Origin of the sequence: Nonlabens sp. SCSIO 43208 (assembly GCF_050703575.1) — a bacterium.
GTDB classification, from domain to species: Bacteria; Bacteroidota; Bacteroidia; order Flavobacteriales; family Flavobacteriaceae; genus Nonlabens; species Nonlabens tegetincola.
Genome location: NZ_CP065365.1, coordinates 1,979,187 through 2,001,994, shown reverse-complemented (window position 1 = coordinate 2,001,994; position 22,808 = coordinate 1,979,187). Strand labels below are relative to the sequence as shown.

The following is a 22,808-nucleotide window of genomic DNA, read 5'->3' as shown; positions in this document are numbered from 1 at the left end:
TTTTTAAGATAACTGGGTAGTATTTTTGAATTATGAAAAAACTCATTTATTACATTCCTCTTCTCTTACTTTTTTCAGCTTGTTATCAAAATCAAGTAGACTGTGAATCATTTAAAGAAGGTACCTTCATTTGGGAACAAGAATCTGGTGGAAAAAAATTTAAAACTGAATTCACCAGAATCGGAAATTTGCAAATTGAAAAATTTGAAAATGAAATAGACAGTTCTCGCGTTGAATGGATAAATGATTGTGAATGGCGTATAATTCCTATTAATCCAGATTCAAACGCCGATTCTCGAGCTTATCTTTTTAAAATATTGAACACATCAAAAGATTCTTATACCTTTGAATTTAAACAATCTGGTCGTGAACAAGTATATTCAGGAACAGCAACTAAAATCAAATAAAACACATCATGTTTGAGATCTTCCAATCTGCCGATGCCTGGATGGCATTATTAACCTTAACCTTTCTTGAAATAGTTCTAGGAATTGATAATATCATTTTCATCTCACTAGCTTCTGAAAAACTACCAGACGACAAACGTAAAAAGGCAACCAATATTGGATTAATCCTTGCCATGGCTTTACGTATCGTATTACTTTTTGGAATAAGTATTCTTATTTCATTACAAAGTAGCTGGTTTACCTTTGATTATGGCTGGATATCAGGGTCCGTTACTGGACAGTCTCTAATTTTATTTGCTGGTGGTGTTTTCCTTTTATACAAAGCCACACAAGAAATTTATGAAAAAGTAGAAGACATAGGACACGATCAACGTGAGCTTAAAAAGAAAAGAACTGATACTTTAAGTAAAGTAATCTTTGAGATTACAATGATTAATATCGTTTTCTCATTTGATAGTATTCTGACCGCAGTAGGAATGACTAGTGGATTAAGTGACGATCCAGATGGAGCTTTAATTCTTATGATAATTGCCGTTGTGCTTTCAGTAATTATAATGCTTCTGTTTGCACATCCAGTAGGTAAATTTGTAAACAAGCATCCATCGGTTCAAGTGCTAGGTCTGGCATTTTTATTACTGATAGGATTTATGCTTATTGCAGAAGGTGCTCATATGGCCGATCTTGTCGTGTTTGGTAATGAGAGTGGAGTAATTCCTAAAGGATATTTATACTTTGCCATTTTCTTTTCCATGTTTGTTGAGTTTCTTAATTTCAAATTGCGCAGTAAATCAATTAAGAAAAAGAAAACAACTGATCTTCTGGAAGACGATGAAGTAATTAAATAAGTAGTAAGAAATAAAAAAACGGGCTCTAGGCCCGTTTTTTTATTATTTATTCTTTAGCAAATCGTTTTGCTCCTTCATCAAAAGTTTAAGATCATTTAGAAGTTCAATATTTTTAGGAGTTGATACTTGTTTTTCTTCAGGGTTGTGCGACTTGTTTCTCAGTTTATTCAACATTTTAATTACAAAAAACACAGTAACACCAATTACCAAAAAATCAATACACACTTCAAATAATTCGCCGTAGTAGATAGCTATTTCACTAGTTTCCTTGCCAGCTCCGTTAGTAGCTGCAGCTTTTAACACATATTTTTTATCCTCGAAATTCAACCCATCAGTCAAATAAGCTAGTGGTGGCAATGCAACCTTTTTAACTAGGGTTTGAACTACATTATTAAAGGCAGTTCCTATTATAATTCCCACGGCCATATCGACCATGTTGCCTTTAATGGCAAACTCTTTAAATTCATCAATTATTTTCATCGGCTAGTAGGGTGCTATATTGGTTTTTTAATTTTCTTATTTTGGGATCTATTATGACTTGACAGTAACCTTGTTCCCTATTGTTTTTATAATAATCCTGGTGATAATCCTCGGCTGGATAAAAATCGGTTGCCGGTTCAACTTTTGTCACTATGGGATCTGGGTAAGTTCCATCATTATTCAATTGTTCTATATAGTTTTCGGCGATTTGTTTTTGATTTTCATCCAGGTAAAATACAGCGCTCCTGTAATGTTCACCTACATCATAACCTTGTCTGTTTAATGTTGTAGGATCATGAGTTGCCATGTGTATTTTCAATAACGTTAAGTAATCAATTGTTTCTGGGTCATAGCTTACAAGTATAGATTCTGCATGGCCTGTGCGACCTTGAACTACTTCCCTATACGGTGGATTTTTTATATGACCGCCACAAAATCCAGATACCACCTTCTCTACTCCTTTTAATTTTTGGAATACCGCTTCAGTACACCAAAAACAACCACCTGCAAAAATCGCTTCCTCCATTTTTTTTTACAGCAAGTTACTCACAATCCTTATATATGGCTGCATATTAACAAGTCTTTAAAATAATTAATGGATTCTGCGACTAGTTTTGCGATTAGACATGAAAAAACACCTCTTTTTTACTATTATAATAGTTTTTGTAAGTTCCGCTTTCGCGAAAGCGTACTCACAAGAAACCCTAGATACATTAGAAATTCCTCGTAAAAAGTACCGAGCAACACGTATATATGATGCTCCTAAAATTGACGGTAAACCGTTTGAAAAACAATGGGAAGGCGTGACTACCGGAGCTAATTTTGTTATGGTGGAACCTGTAAATCTACAGCCTGAAAGACAAAATTATCGTACCGAATTTAAAATTGCCTATGACGATGAAGCGGTTTATGTGGCTGGTTTTATGTATGACGAGAATCCTGAGGAAATATTGAGACAATTTTCCCAGAGAGATCAAATAAATGTTCAGGCAGACTTATTTTCTATTTGGATAAATACTTACAATAACGGTATTGATCAAACTAGATTTTATGCTACCAGTGCCAATGCGCTAGGTGATGCTAGATCAACAAATGGTGGAGAAGATTTTAGCTTTAATGTTGTTTTCTTAAGTGAAACCAGTATTGATGATAATGGCTGGTATGTTGAAATGAAAATACCTTACCGCACCTTAAGGTTTCCTGAAGTAAATGTTCAAGATTGGAGTTTCAATATTTTTAGAAGAATTAGGCATTTGAATGAGGACTACAGTTACAATCCTATTAATATTACTGAAGGAAACGTAAATCAATACGACGCGTTACTTACTGGTATTGAAGACATTGATCCACCATTACGATTAAACCTATACCCTTTTGTAAGTACCCAAAGCGATTGGAACAAGCTTCAGTCAGAAACTGTCTTCAACGCTGGTATGGATATAAAGTATGGAATTAATGATGCTTTTACCCTAGATGCTACATTAATACCAGACTTTGGTCAGGCTGCATTTGATAGAGTAGTATTGAATTTAGGACCGTTTGAACAAGTTTTTGGAGAAAACAGACAATTTTTTATTGAAGGAACAGAACTTTTTAGAAAAGGAGATATTTTCTTTTCACGTCGTATAGGACAACGTCCTACGCAAAGAGGTAATTTGGGACTTGAACAAGGTGAAACAGTAATAGAAAATCCAAGATCTGCCGATCTATTAAATGCAATAAAAGTTTCTGGTCGAACTTCAAAAGGACTAGGTATAGGTGTACTTAATGCTGTTACTGGACCAACTGATGCTATCATTGAAGATTCTAATACAGGTGATATAAGAGAAGTAAGAACTGAAACACTGGTGAACTACAATGTACTGGTTCTTGATCAAACCTATGGAAATAATAGCGCAGTTTCACTTACTAATGCATCTACATTGCGAGATGGTAGTTTTACTGATGCTAATGCCACAGCTATTGAAGTAACTCATAACAATAATCAAAATACCGTACGTTATTTTGGTCGTGCACGCATGACCAATCGTTTTTTAAGCGACGATACTTCTACTGGATTTTCAACCAGCGCTGTTGTTCAAAAAATTACAGGAAATTGGAGACCTAGAATTGAACATTATTTTGCTGATACTACATTTGATCCAAATGACCTCGGACAACAATTTAGAAACAACTATAATAATTTCTCATTTGAGTTAGAATATAATAGATTCTTACCTCAAGGTATTTTTAATAATTGGAATATTGAACTAGACATAGATCACAATAGAGCCTATAACCCAGGAATTCATACAGGTAGTAGATTTAATATCAATCCATTTTTCTTTACTAAAGAGCGTTTTGCATTTGGAGCAAATTTCACCTACGCTACAGAAAGTAAGGATCTTTTTGAAAGTAGAATTGATGGATTGTTTACCAACTATCCAGCTCGTTTTTTTATGGGTGGTTTTATTTCTAGCGATTATCGTAAAAAGCTGGCAATTGATGCCAATGCAGGAATTAATGAGCGTTTGAATGACGAGCAGCTTAGTTACGATTTTTCTATTTCTCCTCGTTATAGATTTTCTGATAAATTTTTACTGGTTTATAGGATAAATTGGTTTAAAAATGATGGCCGTTTAAGTTATGTTACACTTTTAAATGATGGTAACAGTACACGCAGTATTTTTAGTAGACGATATGACCACAGCGTAGAAAATACGCTTACCGGTAATTTGAATCTGAGCAATCGATTGGCATTAAATCTAACATTCAGAAACTTTTGGCAACGATCAGATTTTGCCGAAGACTTACAAGAACTGCAGGCAAGTGGCGATACCGCACCTTCAACCTTTAGACTAGACGAGGAAGACAATCCAGATAGAGATTTTAACGTTTGGAATTTAGACTTAAGTTTTAGATACAGGTTTGCTCCAGGTAGTGAAGTAAGTGTTTTATACCGTAATAGGCTTAATAATGTTGAACAACAAGCACAATTAGGGTTCAATGAGAGCTTTGACAATTTATTAAAAGAAGATTTTAATCACACCATATCAGTTAGGCTATCTTATTTCCTTGACTTTAATAAAGCGCTACAAGTGATCAACAAAAATGCTTAAAGCGTTACATTTGTTGTACTATGATTGAAGCAAGAAATATTCAAAAAACTTTTGGAGACCTAAAAGTACTCAAGGGTGTTGATCTTACTATAGAAAAAGGTGAAATTGTTAGTGTTGTAGGTAGTTCTGGAGCTGGTAAAACTACTTTATTACATATTTTAGGAACGCTAGAGCAACCAGATAAAAATAAGAACACCTCTTTACATATAAATGGCACCGATATTCTAAAACTATCTAGCAATCAATTGAGTAAATTTAGAAATGAGCAATTAGGTTTTATATTTCAATTTCACCAATTGTTACCCGAATTTACTGCTATTGAAAATGTATGTATTCCAGCATTTATCAAAAAAACAAATAAAAAAACAGCCGAGAAAAGAGCTCAAGAATTATTGGAATATTTACAATTAAGTGATCGACTACATCATAAACCTGGTGAATTATCTGGTGGAGAACAGCAACGTGTAGCAGTTGCTCGTGCATTGATGAATAGTCCCGAAGTTATTTTTGCCGATGAGCCCACAGGAAATTTAGATACATCAACTGCTGATAATCTACATCAATTAATTTTAAGTTTACGAGAAGAATTTCAACAAACCTTTGTAATCGTAACGCATAATCAGGAGCTCGCAGATCTGGCTGACAGAAAGTTAACCATGAGCGATGGACGTTTTTTAAATGAATAAAAAAGAGCTTAAAGAATTCTTAGATAAAAAAGTAGAACAATATAATGTTCCTAACTTTATACCACTTGATCCTATAAAAATACCCCATCAATTCTCTGATAAAAAAGACATTGAGATCGCAGGATTTTTAACTGCTACTATTGCCTGGGGAAATCGCAAGTCTATTTTAAACAACGCAAATAAAATGATGCAACTGCTCGATAATTCTCCGGCAGATTTCATTAAAAACTTTGAAGAAGCAGATTTAAAATCGATTACAAACTTTGTACATAGAACCTTTAATAGTGAAGATTTGAAGACTTTCTTGAGAGCCTTACAACGTTTTGAAAATGAATACGGTGGTTTAGAGTTCGCTTTCGCGAAAGCGTTAAAATCTTCCACCAACCTTCTAGAAGCTATTTCTTTGTTTAAACATGATTTTTTTCAAATTGAACATTTAAATCGAACACAAAAACACGTGAGCGACCCTATGAAAGGCAGTGCAGCCAAAAGAATTTTAATGTTTTTACGCTGGATGGTAAGAAAAGATAAGGCTGGTGTGGATTTAGGCATTTGGAACGAAATACAAGCGAGAGACTTATACTTACCATTAGACGTTCATACCGGGAATATAAGTAGGCAGCTTAACTTGTTGACTCGTAAACAAAACGATGCTAAATCAGTGATTGAAATCACAAATGCGTTGAGAAAATTTGACCCAACAGATCCTATTAAATATGATTTTGCGTTATTTGGATTAGGAGTGTTTAAAGAATTGTAATTTTATTACAATCGGAATAAACAAAATATTTAGTTATCTTTTCTTGTTAATAGAAAACTAATGAAACTTATTGTTGTACCTTTACTTAGTTTTTTTAAACAAACAACTTAATGGCATTAGCACCACTACATACCGACGAGAAAGCAAGAATAGAGGTGCTTAAATCGTATCACATCGATCCTAGCAAGCAAAAGGATCTTGATGAACTTACAGAATTAGCTTGTAAACTGACCGATGTTCCTAAAAGTTTGATAAGCATTGTTGACAAAGACGAAGTTTGGTTTAAATCACAACATGGCCTACAACTTAATTCTTCTCCTAGAGAGCTGAGCTTTTGTTCTCATGCAATCAATTCGAATCAAGAAGTATTTCTTATAGAAGACACGCGAAAGGAGCCAGAATTTGCAGATCATCCATTTGTAAAAGCGGCAGATCCTCTCATTTTTTATGCTGGAGTACCGTTAAGAGATGAAAACGGTTTGCCTTTTGGAACTATTTGTGTTTTAGATAATGTTCCTCATAAATTTAGCGATGAGCAACGTAAAAACTTACTAATGGTTGCTGATCTTGCTCAAAGACAATTTGAATTAAAACGAGCTAATTTAAAATTAAAAGAAAAAGCAAGACAATTACAGGAAAATAATAAAATGCTTGAAAATTTTGCACACACTGTATCGCATGATTTAAAAATGCCTTTGGCTAATATAATCATGACTAGTGATATGCTTAAAGCTTCATTGAATGGCAAGTTGAACGATAAGGATTCTCAATACCTTTCTGGAATGAAGGAGGCTGCTTTTTCAATGAGTGATTACATTGAAAATATATTAAATCACTATGAAAGTGAGCAGTTGATTATCAATACTCAAGACGAGATTGATATTTATAGCTTGCTTGAGGATATAGAGGATATGATCGGGCAACGAGAGGATTTTAACTTTAAAATGCCTGAGAATAATTTGCAGTTAAAGTGTGATAGTTCGGCCCTACGACAAATTCTACTCAATTTGATAGGAAATAGTATCAAGTACAATGATAAGGACCTTATTGAAGTTAGAGTTGAAACTAAAGAGACTCCGAAATTTTATTGGATAAGTATAGAAGATAATGGCGTGGGAATACCTGACGACAAAAAAGATAAAATATTTGAGTTGTTTACCACACTAAACACTGCCGATAGAGCAGGTAAAAAAGGTCATGGTATAGGACTTTCTACTGTAAAAATTTTAGTAGATAAAATGGGTGGTGTTATTAAATGTAGATCAAAAGTCAATGAAGGAACTACATTTACCTTTTCGATAAAAAAATAAAGTAATATAGAACAAGATATTTATTTTGGTTTGAGGTAAAGAATTATCTTTGAACCAAGGTTATAATGAATGGTATTTAAGAATCCTACACTTCTTTGGGCACTTTTATTTTTAGCAATACCTATTCTTGTTCATTTATTTCAGTTAAGAAGGTTTAAAAAAGTAGCTTTTACAAATGTCGCTTTTCTCAAACCGTTAATTTCTCAGACCCGAAAAAGTCGCACCATTAAAAAATGGCTTACCTTATTAACGAGGCTATGCGCTGTTGCTTGTATTGTCCTTGCTTTTGCACAACCATTTATACCTGGAAGCAAAACGGCTATTAAAGAAAAAGAAACTTCTATATACTTAGACAACTCGTTTTCTATGCAACGAGAGGCAGCTAATGGTAGTTTATTACAACAAAGTGTTCAACAGCTTATAGAAACTATTCCTAGCTCAAAATCTTTTAATTTAATTACAAATGACAGTGAGTTTAAGAATGTTACTTTAAAAGAAGTAAAAAATAATTTACTAGACCTTAATTACTCCAAAAAATCATTTGATATAAATCAAGCTTTGCTCAAAGCTAATAGCCTTTTTAGTGATAAAAAGAATGTAAAGGAGATCATATTAATCTCTGACTTTCAAAAATTAAATGAAGAACCTTTACACACGTCAAAATTATCATCTGTAAGGATTATTCAGGTAAATGCCCCAGATAAAATTAATATTGCAATTGATAGCGCGTTTATTTTTAAGGAAACTGGTATAAATAAAGAACTAAAGGTTCTATTATCTTCAAGTTCAGCTATTGAGAACGCTATTTCCATAGCTCTAAATCATAAAGGAAAACTTATTGCAAAAACATCCGTTGAGTTTGAAAACAAAAAGGCGATAGCTCAATTCAATTATACTCTTGGTGAACCTTTAACAGGTCAACTTAATATAGAGTCAAACGATTTAGAATTTGATAATACGTTGTATATAAGTGAACAAGAAAAGCAACGTGTCAATATTCTTGCAATTAATAATGAAAAGGATGATTTTCTTAAAAAACTATACAAGGGTGATGAGTTCAATCTAACAAGTGTTAATTTAAATCAACTTAATTATAATCTTATACCCGATCAAAATCTTATAATATTAAATGAACTAGACGACTTTTCTAGTGAATTAGAATCTGCATTGAGACGTTTTAAATCAAATGGAGGAAAACTGGTATTAATTCCTAGTTCAGAAATGACAACTACTTTTTTAGGAATTACTCCTTTAAGCCAGCAGGTAAATGCAGACAAGAAAATTACAAATATCAATTTTGAGCATCCTTTATTTAAAGGAGTTTTTAATAAAAGAGTTTCAAATTTTCAATACCCAACGGTTTCAAAAGTTATTTTACCCTCAAAACCTGTTCCTTCCATTTTAACCTATGAGGATAATTCTTCCTTTTTGTACGAGGACAACGGTACCTATATTTTTACTTCTAGCTTAAATGAGTCCATTTCAAATTTTAAAAGCTCACCTCTTATTGTTCCCATATTTTACAATTTTGCAATAAGTAGTTTGTCACCTGGACGACTGTATTACAAAACAAATCAATCGGATAAAATCACTATTCCTGTAAATGTAAAACAGGATGAGATTGTTACTATAAGTAATCAAGAAATCGAAGTAATTCCTCTACAAAAGGCTTTTAATAATAAAGTAGAAATTCAAACTGATGGAATTGACTTATCAGCAGGAAATTATACCTTAAGTTACTCAGGTGTTGCTGTTGGAAATATTAGTTTTAATGATGATAGATTAGAAAATAAACAAAGTTTTTACGAATTACAATCTTTAGATACCTACAGCTCTGTCAAAGATTTAATGAGTCAATTAAGCAGCGAGGAAAATATAACATCATTATGGCAATGGTTCGTATGCGGTGCATTACTTTTCTTTTTACTTGAAACCTTGATATTAAAATATTTGAAATGATACTGATAAAGCAAGCAAAAATTCTTGATGAATATTCTGATCATCATGACACAATTCAAGATATTCTTATTGAAGATGGAATTATAAAAAAAATAGCTTCTAATATTAGTGAATATCAACAAATTGAACATATCATAAACGTTGAAGGGTTACACATTTCTATAGGCTGGATAGATAGTAGTGTATGTTCTGGTGAACCTGGTTTTGAAGAAAGACAAACGCTTAAAAACCTTATAAATGCAGCATCAATTGGTGGTTTCACAACAGTATTACTTAACCCTAATAATCAACCTAATCCAGAAGAAGGATCGCAAATTAAATCCTTGAAAAACTATTTGAATGATCAGCCAGTAGATCTTATACCTATTGGATCTTTGACCTTATCTCAAAAAGGTGAACATCTAGCAGAACTCTATGATATGATAGAAGCTGGTGCAGCAGGGTTTTATGACTTTAAAAAATCAATAACCAATGCCAACTTGATGAAAGTTGCTCTTCAATACAGTACAGGGTTTAATGCTGTGATACAATCATATCCTGAAAATTCAGACCTAGCAGGAAAAGGTATGGTAAATGAAGATTCTACAACAGCCTTATTAGGTTTAAAGTCTAAACCAGCCATGGCCGAAACCGTTCAAGTGGCTCGAGATCTTCAAATTCTATCTTATACGGGTGGATTGCTCCACTTTCCAACGGTCAGTCTATCAGAGAGTGTAAATTTGATTGATGAAGCACGCAGTCAGGGATTATCTGCTTCTTGTAGTGTAAGTATTAATAATCTTCTTCTAGACAGTCAAAGTTTATTAGGCTTTGAAGCCAATTTCAAATTAGATCCACCACTGCGTAATGAAGAAGAAAAACTAGCACTAGTACAAGATGTAAAATCAGGTAAGGTACAAATGGTTACATCTGATCATATACCACTAGATATTGAGCATAAAAAACTAGAATTTGATCGAGCTAAATCGGGTGCTACGGCTATAGAAGTAACATTTAAAGCATTAAACGCTGTTGTTGATACCTATACTAGTGTTAAGCTCCTCACAGGAGCTTATGATGTTTTTCCAATTGAGCGACCTCGAATACAAGCGAATCAAAAAGCTGTAATAACAATGTTCACAGATTCAGAAAACGATACAATAACTAGCACCGACCTAGTTTCAACATCAAAGAATTGTGCTTTATTAGGATGTAAAACGCGTGGTCGCGTTTTAGGAATAATTAATGGTAAAAAAATAAAAATATATGAGTAATCCTCCTGGAAAAGGCCTTGCTATACTAGGCTATTGTAGTGTGTTTGGCCTATTTATACATATCTTCTTGTTCATAGCAATTTTAGGAACTGCCATATTACTGAACAATGGTAAAGGTCAACAATTTGCTGCCTTTCATTTACGACAAATGTTTGGTATAGGGATAGTTGCAATTTTAATTAATGCTTTTACACCTATAATAGAACAGGGCTGGCTTGCACTGCTTATCATTTCGCTTATTGTACTTGTAGCGGTTTTAGGCTTATTGAGCGCATTGCGCAATCAAATGATAACCTTGCCTTTTATTGGTGATTACTTTCAAAAATGGTTCAGTTTTATAAAATAATATGACAAATACTTCTCTTTCCATCAAACATATAATACGTCCAGCAGTTCAAGAAAATGCTCCTTTACTCCTATTACTTCATGGATACGGTAGTAATGAGGAAGATTTATTTTCCTTTTCTTCCGAAATAGATCCTAACATCTTTGTGGTGAGTGCCAGAGCTCCTTATGAAATCCCACCTTATGGTGCAGCATGGTACGCCATTAATTTTGATGCAGCAGGAGGAAAATTTAGTGATCTCGATCAAGCAAAATCAAGCATGGAACTGTTAGATACATTTATAGAAGAGCTTAAGAATTCCTATTCTATAGATCCTAATAACATTAATTTACTTGGGTTTAGTCAAGGTGCTATTTTATCTTATGCGTTAAGTTTTAAACATTTGGGAATGTTTAATAATGTGGTTGCAATGAGTGGCTACTTAAATAAAGAGCTTATTGAAAATGAGGATGATGTGGTGGCACGCTTTCGCGAAAGCGTAAAAAAGACCAATTATTTTATCTCTCACGGAACTATGGATCAAGTAATACCACTGGATTGGGCCAGTGAAGCTCCTAAATTCATGAGTGAATTAAAAGCTGATTATCTTTATAAAAATTATCCAATAGGACATGGAGTTTCTAGAGATAATTTTTACGATATGAAGGAATGGTTAGAAAAACGCATCTTTTAGCTACGGTTTTTGGTATATAAAACTGTCTCAATGGTTTCAAACGTCACTTTCTGATCTTGATCAATGTCATATTTAAGCAAAACATCACCCCATTGATCACCATCAGTAAAGTTAGCTGCTATCCATTTATGGTTTAGGGTTTGTATTTGGTCAATAGCAAATCCTCGATTGGCTCCAATGTAAGGGATCAAAGGGTTACCACCATCTTTAATATTGAGTTCTAGTAATTTATCATAAAGTAATGCTTCAACTTGTGAACTTGTAAGATTGTATTTAAGAAAATAATTTTCGGCTTCAGGATTGCCTTTTATCGTGATAAAGTCGGCTATGGCAATTTGGGCCTGAACTGTTTCTAGCTTTTCTTCTTGTTTATCAGCTTCCTTTTTTAGTTCCACTATTTTTTGTTCTAGCTGGGTTTGATATTTTCTACCGTTTACATAAAAAATAAGAGCTATAAGTGAAGCAAAAATGAATAAATAGAGATAGAGATTCTTTTTCATAGATCAGGTCGTAATTTCTAAATTATCGTAAGCAAGGTACACATTATCTGGTAATGTGGGCTCTACTTCGGCATGAAAACCAAGATGATGACTTATGTGAGTAAAATAGGTTCTTTGTGGTGATATTTTATTAATTAACTCCAAAGCTTCATCCAAATTAAGATGCGTATTATGAGGTTCGTGACGAAGCATATTAATTACAAGAATATCTAAGTTTTCCAATTTTTTTAATTCTTTATCGGTAATGGTTTTTACATCTGTCATGTAGGCAACATCATTAATTCTAAAGCCATGAACTGGAATGTAACCATGATCTGCAAGAACAGGAGTTACCCTAATCCCTTTAACTTCAAACTCGTCTTTATCAAATTCATGAACATCTAGTGTAGCTACACCAGGATATTTATTGACGGTTTCAAACATGTAGGAGAATCGTTGTTGTAAGGCCAGGTGTACACGATGAGTCATATAACAATCAAGGTCACCTTGCCTGAAGTAAAATGGCCTTAGGTCATCTAGACCTGCTGTATGATCTGCGTGCTCGTGAGTAAAAAGCACAGCATCAATTTCAGTCACTTTATTGGTTAGCATTTGTTGTCTGAAGTCTGGACCTACATCAATGATAAATCTTTTTCCTTCTGTCTCGATCATAGCGCTCACGCGCAATCTTTTGTCTCTAGGGTCATCACTTAAACATACTGGATGTGTACTTCCTATTACGGGAATTCCTTGTGATGTACCTGAGCCTAATATGGTAATTTTCGTTTTCATAATTTGGCTTAAAATTAGAGATAATTTTTTTGAGTACTACTGTGGTTTCATACCTTTGTACTAACAGATTTGTAACCGTACTAATATGCCTAGCAGTTTACCTGGAGATCAGGATTTTGAATCCATCCCATCGTTAAAGAATAAAGCCTTAAGAATAAATCTTAACAAAAACATCTACGGAACTTTTGCCGAAATAGGTGCTGGTCAAGAAACAGTTCGCCATTTTTTTAGATCTGGTGGCGCTAGTGGAACTATCGCAAAAGCTATGAGTGCTTATGATAAAGACTTCTCTGATGCTGTTTATGGTATTCAGGATGATGGTCGTTATGTAACCGAGGCTAGATTGCAACGTATGTTGGAATACGAAACAGAGCTTATTGAGGATCGATTATCTAGAGAGAAGCATCCTGAGAAAATGTTTTTCACCTATGCTAATACAGTTGCAACCATAGACTTTGCAAAAAAATATCTAGGTCATGGTTGGGTTGGTATTAAATTTCAAGCTTCGCCTGGTGAGGAATATTCAAAGATTATTCTGCACGTAAGGTTTAAGGAACGTGATGCTAGACTACAACAAATTACTTTAGGTATATTAGGAACTAATCTTATTTATGGTGCCTTCTATAAATATGATCAGCCTAAAAAATTATTGAAATACCTATACGATCACATTGATATGGATAAAATTGAAATTGATATGATCAATTTCTCTGGTCCTAGATTTGAAAATGTAGACAACCGTTTGATGAGTTTACAACTTATCAAAAACGGAATGACGGAGGCTGTTGTTTTTGGACCAGATGGTAATAACATTCTAGCTGCCCGCATACTTTATAAGAAAAATGTACTTTGTTTACGAGGTTCGTTCCGACCAGTGACCAAAGTAAATATGGATATGTATGAAACTGCAAAAAAACGCTTTATACAATCTGGAACAGTAACTGAAGAAAAGCTACAAACTTTATTTGAAATCACCCTTTCCAATCTTAAAGCTAGTGGTGAGATTGATGAAGAAGACTTCTTACATAGAGCAGAATTGCTTTGTTCACTAGGACACACAGTACTCATTTCAAACTTCAAAGAATATTACCGATTAGTAGAATATCTTAATAATTATACCAAAGCTAGAATTGGACTAGTTATGGGTGTGAATAATCTGGTCGATATTTTTGACACTAAATACTATACTCATTTAAGTGGTGGAATTCTAGAAGCATTTGGTAAATTATTCTTTAAGGATTTAAGAGTCTATCTATATCCAATGAAAGACGCTGAAACCGGAGAGATGATTACCAGTGAAAACCTAAAAGTTCATCCTAGAATGAAAGAATTGTATAAATTCTTTAAATACAACGGAAAACTTAAAGACATAGAAGATTATGATGCCTCAATCGGACATATATTTTCTAGAGAAGTTTTACGTATGATTGAAAATGGAGAGGATGGATGGCAAGAAATGCTACCTAATGGAGTTGCAAAACTTATTGAAAATCAACATTTCTTTGGACACGAAAGTTCAACAAAAGAGCAAAATGAAGATGCTCCTGTGTAACTGAATAGATTTGATAAAAATAAAAAAGCCTCAATTTCATTTAAATTGAGGCTTTTTTATCCTAGTACAATACTTAATCGACTAATATTTGAGCCGTGTGATCTTTAGTTTTCACTTTTGATATCACATCCTCAATAATTCCTTCTTCATTTATTACAAATGTTGTTCTGTGAATTCCATCATACTCCTTACCCATAAATTTTTTAGGACCCCAAACACCATAAGCATTTAATAGCGTATGATCCTCATCAGATAAAAGGTCGTAAGAAAGTTCATGTTTATTTTTAAAATTCAATTGTCTTTTTTGACTATCGGCACTTGCTCCTAAAATTTCGTATCCGCTTGCGCGAAAACGATCTACGTTATCACGTAAATTACAAGCTTCGGCAGTACATCCAGGAGTACTTGCTTTGGGATAAAAGAATAGGACAAGCTTTTTTCCTGCAAAATCAGATAAAGAAATTTCCTTTCCGTCTTGGTTAGGTATAGAAAAATCTGGAGCTTTATCTCCGGCTTTTAAAGTGGTCATAATCGTATTTTTGTTTAAGCTCTAAATTACAACAATGAACAAGGCAGACAAAGTTAATTTCGTCATAAATAAACTCGAGGAATTGTATCCAGAAATTCCTGTACCCTTAGACCATACTGATCCTTATACGTTATTAATTGCTGTATTAATGAGTGCTCAAAGTACAGATGTGAGAGTTAATCAAATCACACCTTTATTATTCGATAGAGCTGATAATCCATATGATATGGTAAAATTAAGCGTAGATGAAATAAGGGAAATCATTAAACCAGTAGGTTTATCTCCTATGAAATCCAAAGGGATTCATGGATTATCGCAAATCTTAATAGACAAACATAATGGTCTTGTACCACAAACCTATGAAGAATTAGAAGAGCTTCCAGCTGTAGGTCATAAAACAGCTGCCGTAGTTCTTTCCCAAGCATTTGGGATACCAGCTTTTCCTGTTGATACCCATATTCACAGATTAATGTATCGTTGGAACTTATCTAATGGGAAGAATGTGGTACAAACTGAAAAAGATGCTAAACGCTTATTTCCAGAAGAAAAGTGGAACGACCTACATCTTCAAATAATATGGTATGGCCGTGAATACAGCCCTGCTAGAGGATGGAATTTAGAAAAGGATATCATCACAAACACCATAGGTAGAAAAAGCGTACTAGATGAGTATTATAAAAGCTTAAAGAAGAGGAAGAAAAAATAATTTCTTCTAATTAGTTTAAACTTAATCGCCTTTTTATAGTCAGAATAGACAAATACCTCTCATGAAATATTTACTCTTCCTCCTATTTCTATCTTTTTTAGCTTGTTCTAGTGATGATAATAACGTTGATGATCAAATTCAAGAAACTGGAATGTATTTTCCTCCTTCTGATTCGAATGATTGGGAAACTCAATCTACAGAATCCTTAAACTGGAACGATCAAAAATTAAACGACCTATTTACTTTTTTAGAAAACAATGAAACAAGAGCTTTTATAGTTCTTGTAAACGGTAAAATAATAGTTGAGCAATATTGGAATACCGACCTACAATCTCAGCCATTCACGGCAAATTCCAATTGGTACTGGGCAAGTGCATCAAAATCTCTTACGGGCACTATGGTAGGAGTTGCTCAAGAAGAAGGATTTCTGAACATTGCCGATAAAACAAGTGATTATCTAGGTCCAGGCTGGACAACCATGCCTAGTGATAAAGAAGATGAAATTAGCTTATTTCATCAATTAACGTTCACTACAGGAATAGATTATAATGTCTCAAATTCAGATTGTACTGATGCTGCATGTTTGACCTATTTATCAGATGCTGGTTCACAATGGTATTATCACAACGCAACTTATACCCTACTCAAGGATGTTTTAGAAGTAGCTACTGGAACGTCGTTAAATAATTACACTGATAGCTCTATTGAAAATAAAATTGGGATGAATGGATTCTGGCTACCTTTAAGTGGTGGCTATGGAAGTACATATTATTCTACAGCAAGAGATGCGGCTAGATTTGGCCTATTAACTCTTAACGAAGGTCAATGGGATTCAACAACCGTACTAGGTGATTCTACTTATTTTAATGACATGGTATCCACCTCTCAAAACCTAAATCCTTCTTATGGCTATTTATGGTGGCTTAATGGAAAAAACTCTATTGTTTTTCCTTCATCACCAAACTCATTCCCTACTTCATTAACTCCATCAGCTCCTGACGATATGATCTGTGCATTAGGAAAAAATGGTCAGATTATCGATGTTATTCCTAGTCTGGATATGGTTGTTGTGCGTATGGGAGATAGTCCTGCCAATGAACTAGTACCTATAGTCTTTCACGATGAACTTTGGGAATTACTAAACCAAGTAATTAACTAAGTAAGAATAACGCTATTTTGATTGTCAAAAGCACGCCTTTTACATTCATTTTTACCTCTTAAATTTTTATCTTCACACCGTATGAAAAAGATCCTCCTTTTTGTATGCGGTATTTTGATTGCATACCCCATAATTGCACAAGAAAATCGACTTACTCCTAAACCAGTTACTACATCCCAAATTTTCCACGATATTGAAAAATTAGGATTTCTGGGAACAGTACTTTACGTAGCTGCTCATCCGGATGACGAAAACACAAGACTAATTTCTTATTTAGCCAACGAGAGAATGGCAAGAACTGCTTATCTATCTCTTACACGTGGTGATGGTGGTCAAAATCTCATTGGTCCACAATTAAGAGAACAACTAGGAATGATCCGAACTCAAGAACTACTTGAGGCAAGAAATATAGATGGCGGCGAACAGTTTTTTACCAGAGCAAATGATTTTGGATATTCAAAACATCCAGATGAGACGATTGAAATTTGGAACAAAACTCAAGTTATGGAAGATGTTGTACGTATTATTAGACAATATCGACCTGATATAATTATCAATCGTTTTGATCATAGAACACCGGGCTCCACTCATGGACATCATACAACTAGTGCTATTTTTAGTGTTGAAGCTTTTAAGGCTGCAGGAGATAAAAATTCCTTTGGAAATCAGTTAAAAACACTCGAAACTTGGCAACCTAGAAGACTGTTTTTTAATACGAGCTGGTGGTTTTATGGTAGTCAAGAGGCTTTTGAACAAGCAGACAAGAAAAATTTACTCGCTATAAACTCAAATCCATTTTATGATTATAAAGGTTTGTCAAATCATGAAATTGCAGCATTAAGTCGAAGTGAACACAAGTCACAAGGCTTTGGTAGTAGTGGAGACAGGTCGCCACAAAAGGAATATATAGAGTTTATAGATGGTGATTTCCCAACAGATAAATCTGATTTATTTTCAGGAATAAATACCACTTGGACAAGAGTTAAGGGAGGAAAAAAGATTAAAGATTTACATGAAAAACTGGTTTCAAATTACGATTTTAAAAATCCAGAAGCTAGCATTCCTTCACTACTAGAACTGCGATCAAATATTTCAAAAATTAAAAATGATCACTGGAAAACAATTAAATTAAAAGAAATTGATCATATTCTGAATAATATTCTTGGAATTTATATGGTGGCATCTACCAGAAATGAACAAATTGCTATTGGTAATGAAAGTGATGTTTATATCGAGATAACTAACAGGTCTAAAATTGATTTTTCAATTGAATTCATCCCTAGCAACCTAGTAGAAATTAAAGAAAACAATATTGTACTTTCAGAATATGAGTCAAAGCAACTAACCGGAAAGTTGAAGGTTCCTTCCTATTTTGAAACTACTACACCTTACTATCTTAAACAAAAAGGTACTGTAGGTATGTACGTAGTAAATGATCCAGAACAAATAGGAAAACCAGAATTAGATAGTCCATTTTTAGTAAGAGGAATTGTTAGGATTAAGGATCAAGCCATTCCTTTTAAAATACCCGTGATTCATAAAAGAACTGATCCTGTAAGAGGTGAGGTTAGAGAACCTCTTCAAATTACTCCAGAAGTATCTTTATCCATCGATAATCCTGTTTTTATTTTCACTCAAAGCCAAAAACAAGAGATAACTGTTAATGTACACGCCTATAAAAATTTCAGAAATGCGAAACTTGAATTATGTGTACCTACTGATTGGAAGGTAAAGCCAGAGCATATCACTATTGATGACCTTATAAAAGGAGATCAAAAACAATATAACTTTATTGTAACTGCCCCATCACAAGCAAGTAAAGGATTAGCCAGCGCTATTTTAACCGTAAATGATAAATCCTATACCCAAGAGGTAATTTCCATTAATTATGAACATATTCCTAATCAACAATGGGTGCGTAATAACGAAGTTCAACTCGTACAACCAGGTATAACTAACTTTGCAAACTCGGTCGCATATATTAATGGTGCTGGTGATCAAGTAGGTCAAGCAATAGCTGCGATGGGCAGCCAGGTAAGCTTTTTTGATCCTTCAGAAGTTCCTGCAAATCTTTCAGATTATGATGCCGTAGTAATTGGAATAAGAGCCTTTAACGTTTACAAACAAGAAATGGCGGCGTTAAAGGATATCCTTGACACTTATGTAGCCTCAGGTGGAACACTCATCATGCAGTACAATACTAATCGTGGTATTGGTGATAATGAACTAGGACCATTAGAAATTACGCTTTCGCGAAAGCGTGTAACAGATGAAAATGCCGCTGTGACTTTTCTTGCACCAGATCACAGAATCATGAACCAGCCTAATCGCATTACGAATAAAGACTTTGAAGGATGGATTCAAGAAAGAGGTTTGTATTTTCCTGAAAAATGGAACGATAATTTTACACCTATTCTAGGTATGAATGACGCTGGTGAACCTATGACTAAAGGAAGTTTACTAGTAGGGAAATACGGTGATGGACATATCGTTTACACGGGTTTGAGCTTATTTAGGGAGTTACCTGCCGGAGTTTCTGGAGCCTATAAATTGCTTGCAAACATGTTGAGTTTAAGTATCGAAAAGGAACCAATTAAACAGCAAGATGAAGAAAGGAAATTCTAAAAAATGGAGCAAGGTATATATAGGTCTTATAGCTGCAAACATTCTTTTTGCGGTGATTTTCTATTTAATTAGTATGAGGTATGGGAACAATTGATTGGTTTATTCTAGCCTCTACTCTAGCCTTTATTGTATTTTATGGTGTTTATAAAACTAGAGGAAAACAAAGTAGTGAACAATATTTAAAAGGAGGTGATGCCCGATGGTGGACTGTTGGGTTATCAGTCATGGCAACACAAGCCAGCGCTATCACTTTTTTAAGTACTCCAGGACAAGCATATACAGAAGGAATGGAATTCGTTCAGTTTTATTTTGGTCTACCGATAGCGGTTGTGATAATTTGTATAAGTTTTATTCCTGTTTACCATAAACTCAAAGTTTATACGGCCTATGAATTTTTAGAGAATAGGTTTAATGTACAAACGAGGTCTCTAGCCTCTATACTATTTCTTATACAACGTGGTCTTGCCGCAGGAATAACGATTTATGCACCGGCTATTATCCTAAGTTCCGTACTTGGTTGGGAACTGAAATACCTAAATATTTTAATAGGAATTCTAGTAATCATTTATACAGTGTCTGGTGGTACCAAAGCGGTTAATGTTACTCAAAAGCAACAAATGATTGTTATCATGGCAGGAATGATTACAGCCTTTGTTTTAATTGTAACAGCATTACCAGAGAACGTAACCTTTGACAATGCGTTGCAAATGGCTGGTGATGCAGATAAAATGAAAATTCTAGACTTTGATTTTTCGTATCAAGATAGGTATAATGTGTGGAGTGCGTTATTTGGAGCTACTTTTCTTATGCTTAGTTATTTTGGGACCGATCAATCTCAAGTACAGCGATATTTATCTGGAAAATCGGTAAAACAAATGAGAATAGGTTTGCTTTTCAATGGCTTACTTAAAGTCCCGATGCAATTTTTTATTCTACTAGTAGGTGTAATGGTCTTTGTATTCTATCAATTTAATGCTACACCACTAAACTTCAATCCAGCAGGAGAACAAGCCGTGTTAGAAAGCGAGTATAAGCAGGAATACATTAAGTTACAGAATAATCACAAATCCATACTAGAAGAAAAGCAACAAACTCAAAAGCAATACGCTGCTATACTTGCTGATGGTTATGAAAATGACAATTTAAAAGTAGAATTAAACCGACTGCGCGCCGAGGAAGAATACAATAGAAGTAAAGCAAGAATTCTTATTGAAAAGGCAGATGAAGGTATTGAAACAAATGACAAAGATTTTGTGTTTATACATTTTATCCTCAATCACTTACCTAAAGGTTTAATAGGATTATTGCTTGCTGTTATCCTAAGTGCAGCGATGAGTTCTACTGCATCAGAATTAAATGCCTTATCGTCCACCACGGCTGTTGATATTTATAAACGATTCAGTAAAACAGAACGTGATGATGATCACTACGTGCGTATGTCAAAGTGGTTTACACTGGCTTGGGGAATTGCAGCTATAGGATTTGCATCAGTTGTATCATTATTTGATAATTTAATACAGCTAGTAAACTTTATAGGCTCCATTTTTTACGGTACTATCTTAGGTATCTTTCTTGTTGCTTTGTATATAAAACATATTAAAGGTAAGGCTATTTTTATTGCAGCATGCCTGTCACAAGTAATTGTAGCCACTTGTGCTATTTTACATGAATTTGTACCAGGTATCGAGATTTTACCTTTCTTATGGCTTAATCCACTAGGTGCAATATTAACGATTGTATTTGCTTTCCTAATTCAATTAGGCGATTATAATAATGAACCACACTTAAATAGAATATAAGCTCAATGGAACAGTCAGAAGACCATAATCCTTTTAAGGATAGCGAATTAATATCGTTACCTAAATCTAGAGTAAACCAAATAAAAACTAACCTCACTAGAAGTAGTTATATTTTAATAGGTGTCCTTATTTTCATGTTGATACACCTAATTCTTATAAGCTTACTCAATTTAAATTTTAATAAAACTACTTACTTAATTCAATTTGCCACAGGCATAGTTTACGGTTTTGTACCAATTGCACTTGCACTAGCAGTTACTAAGAAAAGTTTGAAAATTCCTGCTTTAGTTATAAGTATTTTAATTTGCCTTTTAATGATAGCTACTAGAATTATCACGCTTGTCGAGATTTACCCATCTCTTGACACGATGTTTTATAATTAAAACTTGTTATAACTATAAAGCGGTAAAATAAAAAACGCTGTTCAACTGAACAGCGTTTTTTATTTAACAAGATCCAACTTACATCGCGCCCCAGCGCTTTAAGTTGTCTTCATTTATTTTTACATAATCAGCATTTTTCTGATCCTTTGCTAATGCTATGGCTGTTTTAGCAGACTTTATAGCGTCTTTCTTTTTACCCAGCTTCTCTTCTATTAAGGACTTCCTAGTGAACATCCAGAAAGCCTTATCATTCATTTCTGTTGCTTTGGTAATCCATTCTAGAGCTTGTTCTAGGTTCGTTCCCGCTTCATAGTAAAAAGCGGCTGCACTATAATAATCATTAACCGATGGTTGTGCCTCGCCAGACATTACTTTCATGATACTTTCCTCGGTTTTCTTCTTAGTAGGTACGGTAATTGGAATAGCTACTAATGAATTTTCCCAACTAATTTGCAAATGAGCGCTATCCATGGATAATTCATTAATCCCTATTGTAAAACTTTCTTGAGTTAAGTTCATTTCTTGAACTGGCACTGTTGCAGTTGCCACGACTAATGATTCGTCCCAAGATCTTGGTGCACCCCAATTGTCTGTTTTACTGTACAGGTAAACATCCCATTGTTTTTTACCAGGTTTAGTAAATACAGCATAAGTTCCTGCCTTAACATCTGTCCCACCAAAGGTAAAATCGTCTCCAACTGTGATCGTAGTATTTGCATTTGCTCCTGTGCGCCATAATTTATCAAATGGTACTAAGTCTCCAAATATCGTACGACCTCTCATTGCTGGTCTAGAATATTCAACGGTAATATCTGTTAGACCTACCTTTTGCATGACCTTTGCCGCAGGACTAGGTTGCGGAGTTTGTATTTGTGCTGTAACAGCTGTAGTTGCACAAATCAATAAGAATAAAAATAAACGTTTCATGTATTTTAATATTTTGATGATATAAAAATACAAGTAAATA

General features: G+C 34.1%; 22 protein-coding genes. 16 read left to right on the top strand and 6 right to left on the bottom strand.

What is annotated here, in order from left to right:
- The first annotated feature begins 32 nt into the window (after positions 1–32).
- Together I5168_RS09115 and I5168_RS09110 are read left to right on the top strand one after the other, a co-directional pair.
- Positions 33–407, top strand: a complete 375-nt coding sequence (locus tag I5168_RS09115; protein ID WP_431471563.1) for a DNA topoisomerase IV — start codon at positions 33–35, stop codon at positions 405–407.
- Between the two features lie 8 nt (positions 408–415).
- A complete protein-coding gene (locus I5168_RS09110) occupies positions 416–1,252 on the top strand; it encodes a TerC family protein (RefSeq protein ID WP_105019155.1) in 837 nt (278 codons plus the stop codon).
- A gap of 42 nt (positions 1,253–1,294) precedes the next feature.
- On the opposite strand, the gene mscL is transcribed toward I5168_RS09110, so the two are convergent.
- Both mscL and msrA read right to left on the bottom strand, forming a co-directional pair.
- Complete coding sequence (gene mscL, locus I5168_RS09105) at positions 1,295–1,732, bottom strand: large conductance mechanosensitive channel protein MscL (protein WP_431471562.1); 438 nt, start codon at positions 1,730–1,732, stop codon at positions 1,295–1,297.
- Positions 1,719–2,258 (bottom strand): peptide-methionine (S)-S-oxide reductase MsrA, encoded by a 540-nt coding sequence (gene msrA, locus I5168_RS09100; protein ID WP_431471561.1) that lies wholly within the window; start codon positions 2,256–2,258, stop codon positions 1,719–1,721. The genes mscL and msrA overlap by 14 nt, the downstream gene beginning before the upstream one ends.
- Positions 2,259–2,358: 100 nt before the next feature.
- On the opposite strand from msrA, the gene I5168_RS09095 reads away from it, so the two are divergent.
- The 8 genes from I5168_RS09095 (at position 2,359) to I5168_RS09060 (ending at position 11,817) form a co-directional block, all read left to right on the top strand.
- Entirely contained in the window at positions 2,359–4,830 is a 2,472-nt protein-coding gene (locus I5168_RS09095; RefSeq protein ID WP_431471560.1) for a DUF5916 domain-containing protein, read from the top strand.
- Between the two features lie 20 nt (positions 4,831–4,850).
- On the top strand, positions 4,851–5,516 hold the full coding sequence (locus I5168_RS09090; RefSeq protein WP_431471559.1) for an ABC transporter ATP-binding protein: 666 nt from the start codon (positions 4,851–4,853) through the stop codon (positions 5,514–5,516).
- A complete protein-coding gene (locus I5168_RS09085; RefSeq protein WP_431471558.1) occupies positions 5,509–6,276 on the top strand; it encodes a TIGR02757 family protein in 768 nt (255 codons plus the stop codon). Before I5168_RS09090 ends, I5168_RS09085 begins: the two co-directional genes overlap by 8 nt.
- A 110-nt stretch (positions 6,277–6,386) precedes the next feature.
- Positions 6,387–7,586 (top strand): sensor histidine kinase, encoded by a 1,200-nt coding sequence (locus I5168_RS09080; protein ID WP_431471557.1) that lies wholly within the window; start codon positions 6,387–6,389, stop codon positions 7,584–7,586.
- A gap of 69 nt (positions 7,587–7,655) precedes the next feature.
- Positions 7,656–9,545 carry a BatA domain-containing protein gene (locus I5168_RS09075; RefSeq protein ID WP_431471556.1) on the top strand — a complete coding sequence of 630 codons (1,890 nt, stop codon included), beginning with the start codon at positions 7,656–7,658 and terminating at the stop codon, positions 9,543–9,545.
- Positions 9,542–10,798: a dihydroorotase gene (locus I5168_RS09070; RefSeq protein WP_431471555.1), complete on the top strand. Its 1,257-nt coding sequence runs from the start codon at positions 9,542–9,544 to the stop codon at positions 10,796–10,798. Before I5168_RS09075 ends, I5168_RS09070 begins: the two co-directional genes overlap by 4 nt.
- Positions 10,791–11,144 carry a hypothetical protein gene (locus tag I5168_RS09065; RefSeq protein WP_431471554.1) on the top strand — a complete coding sequence of 118 codons (354 nt, stop codon included), beginning with the start codon at positions 10,791–10,793 and terminating at the stop codon, positions 11,142–11,144. The genes I5168_RS09070 and I5168_RS09065 overlap by 8 nt, the downstream gene beginning before the upstream one ends.
- Position 11,145: 1 nt before the next feature.
- Positions 11,146–11,817 carry an alpha/beta hydrolase gene (locus I5168_RS09060; RefSeq protein WP_105019163.1) on the top strand — a complete coding sequence of 224 codons (672 nt, stop codon included), beginning with the start codon at positions 11,146–11,148 and terminating at the stop codon, positions 11,815–11,817.
- Here the strand turns inward: I5168_RS09060 and I5168_RS09055 are convergent.
- Positions 11,814–12,317, bottom strand: a complete 504-nt coding sequence (locus I5168_RS09055; protein WP_431471553.1) for a hypothetical protein — start codon at positions 12,315–12,317, stop codon at positions 11,814–11,816. The genes I5168_RS09060 and I5168_RS09055 overlap by 4 nt on opposite strands.
- Before the next feature lie 3 nt (positions 12,318–12,320).
- Positions 12,321–13,088 (bottom strand): MBL fold metallo-hydrolase, encoded by a 768-nt coding sequence (locus tag I5168_RS09050; protein ID WP_042279306.1) that lies wholly within the window; start codon positions 13,086–13,088, stop codon positions 12,321–12,323.
- Positions 13,089–13,173: 85 nt separating this feature from the next.
- Between I5168_RS09050 and I5168_RS09045 the strand changes: the two genes are divergently transcribed.
- Positions 13,174–14,640, top strand: a complete 1,467-nt coding sequence (locus I5168_RS09045; protein WP_042279309.1) for a hypothetical protein — start codon at positions 13,174–13,176, stop codon at positions 14,638–14,640.
- Between the two features lie 73 nt (positions 14,641–14,713).
- Here I5168_RS09045 and bcp read toward each other — a convergent pair whose 3' ends face one another.
- On the bottom strand, positions 14,714–15,169 hold the full coding sequence (gene bcp / locus I5168_RS09040; RefSeq protein WP_042279312.1) for a thioredoxin-dependent thiol peroxidase: 456 nt from the start codon (positions 15,167–15,169) through the stop codon (positions 14,714–14,716).
- A 34-nt stretch (positions 15,170–15,203) separates the two neighbouring features.
- Between bcp and I5168_RS09035 the strand changes: the two genes are divergently transcribed.
- The 5 genes from I5168_RS09035 (at position 15,204) to I5168_RS09015 (ending at position 21,841) form a co-directional block, all read left to right on the top strand.
- The gene (locus I5168_RS09035; RefSeq protein WP_042279314.1) at positions 15,204–15,875 is read left to right on the top strand and encodes an endonuclease III domain-containing protein; all 672 of its coding nucleotides are present in this window, start codon (positions 15,204–15,206) and stop codon (positions 15,873–15,875) included.
- 61 nt (positions 15,876–15,936) lie between these two features.
- Entirely contained in the window at positions 15,937–17,034 is a 1,098-nt protein-coding gene (locus I5168_RS09030) for a serine hydrolase domain-containing protein (protein ID WP_431471552.1), read from the top strand.
- 81 nt (positions 17,035–17,115) lie between these two features.
- Positions 17,116–19,659: a PIG-L family deacetylase gene (locus I5168_RS09025; RefSeq protein WP_431471551.1), complete on the top strand. Its 2,544-nt coding sequence runs from the start codon at positions 17,116–17,118 to the stop codon at positions 19,657–19,659.
- A gap of 80 nt (positions 19,660–19,739) precedes the next feature.
- Positions 19,740–21,458 carry a sodium:solute symporter gene (locus tag I5168_RS09020; protein ID WP_167342127.1) on the top strand — a complete coding sequence of 573 codons (1,719 nt, stop codon included), beginning with the start codon at positions 19,740–19,742 and terminating at the stop codon, positions 21,456–21,458.
- 5 nt (positions 21,459–21,463) lie between these two features.
- Complete coding sequence (locus I5168_RS09015; RefSeq protein WP_167342128.1) at positions 21,464–21,841, top strand: hypothetical protein; 378 nt, start codon at positions 21,464–21,466, stop codon at positions 21,839–21,841.
- A gap of 78 nt (positions 21,842–21,919) precedes the next feature.
- Here I5168_RS09015 and I5168_RS09010 read toward each other — a convergent pair whose 3' ends face one another.
- Positions 21,920–22,768: a DUF2911 domain-containing protein gene (locus I5168_RS09010; protein WP_431471550.1), complete on the bottom strand. Its 849-nt coding sequence runs from the start codon at positions 22,766–22,768 to the stop codon at positions 21,920–21,922.
- Positions 22,769–22,808: the final 40 nt, after the last annotated feature.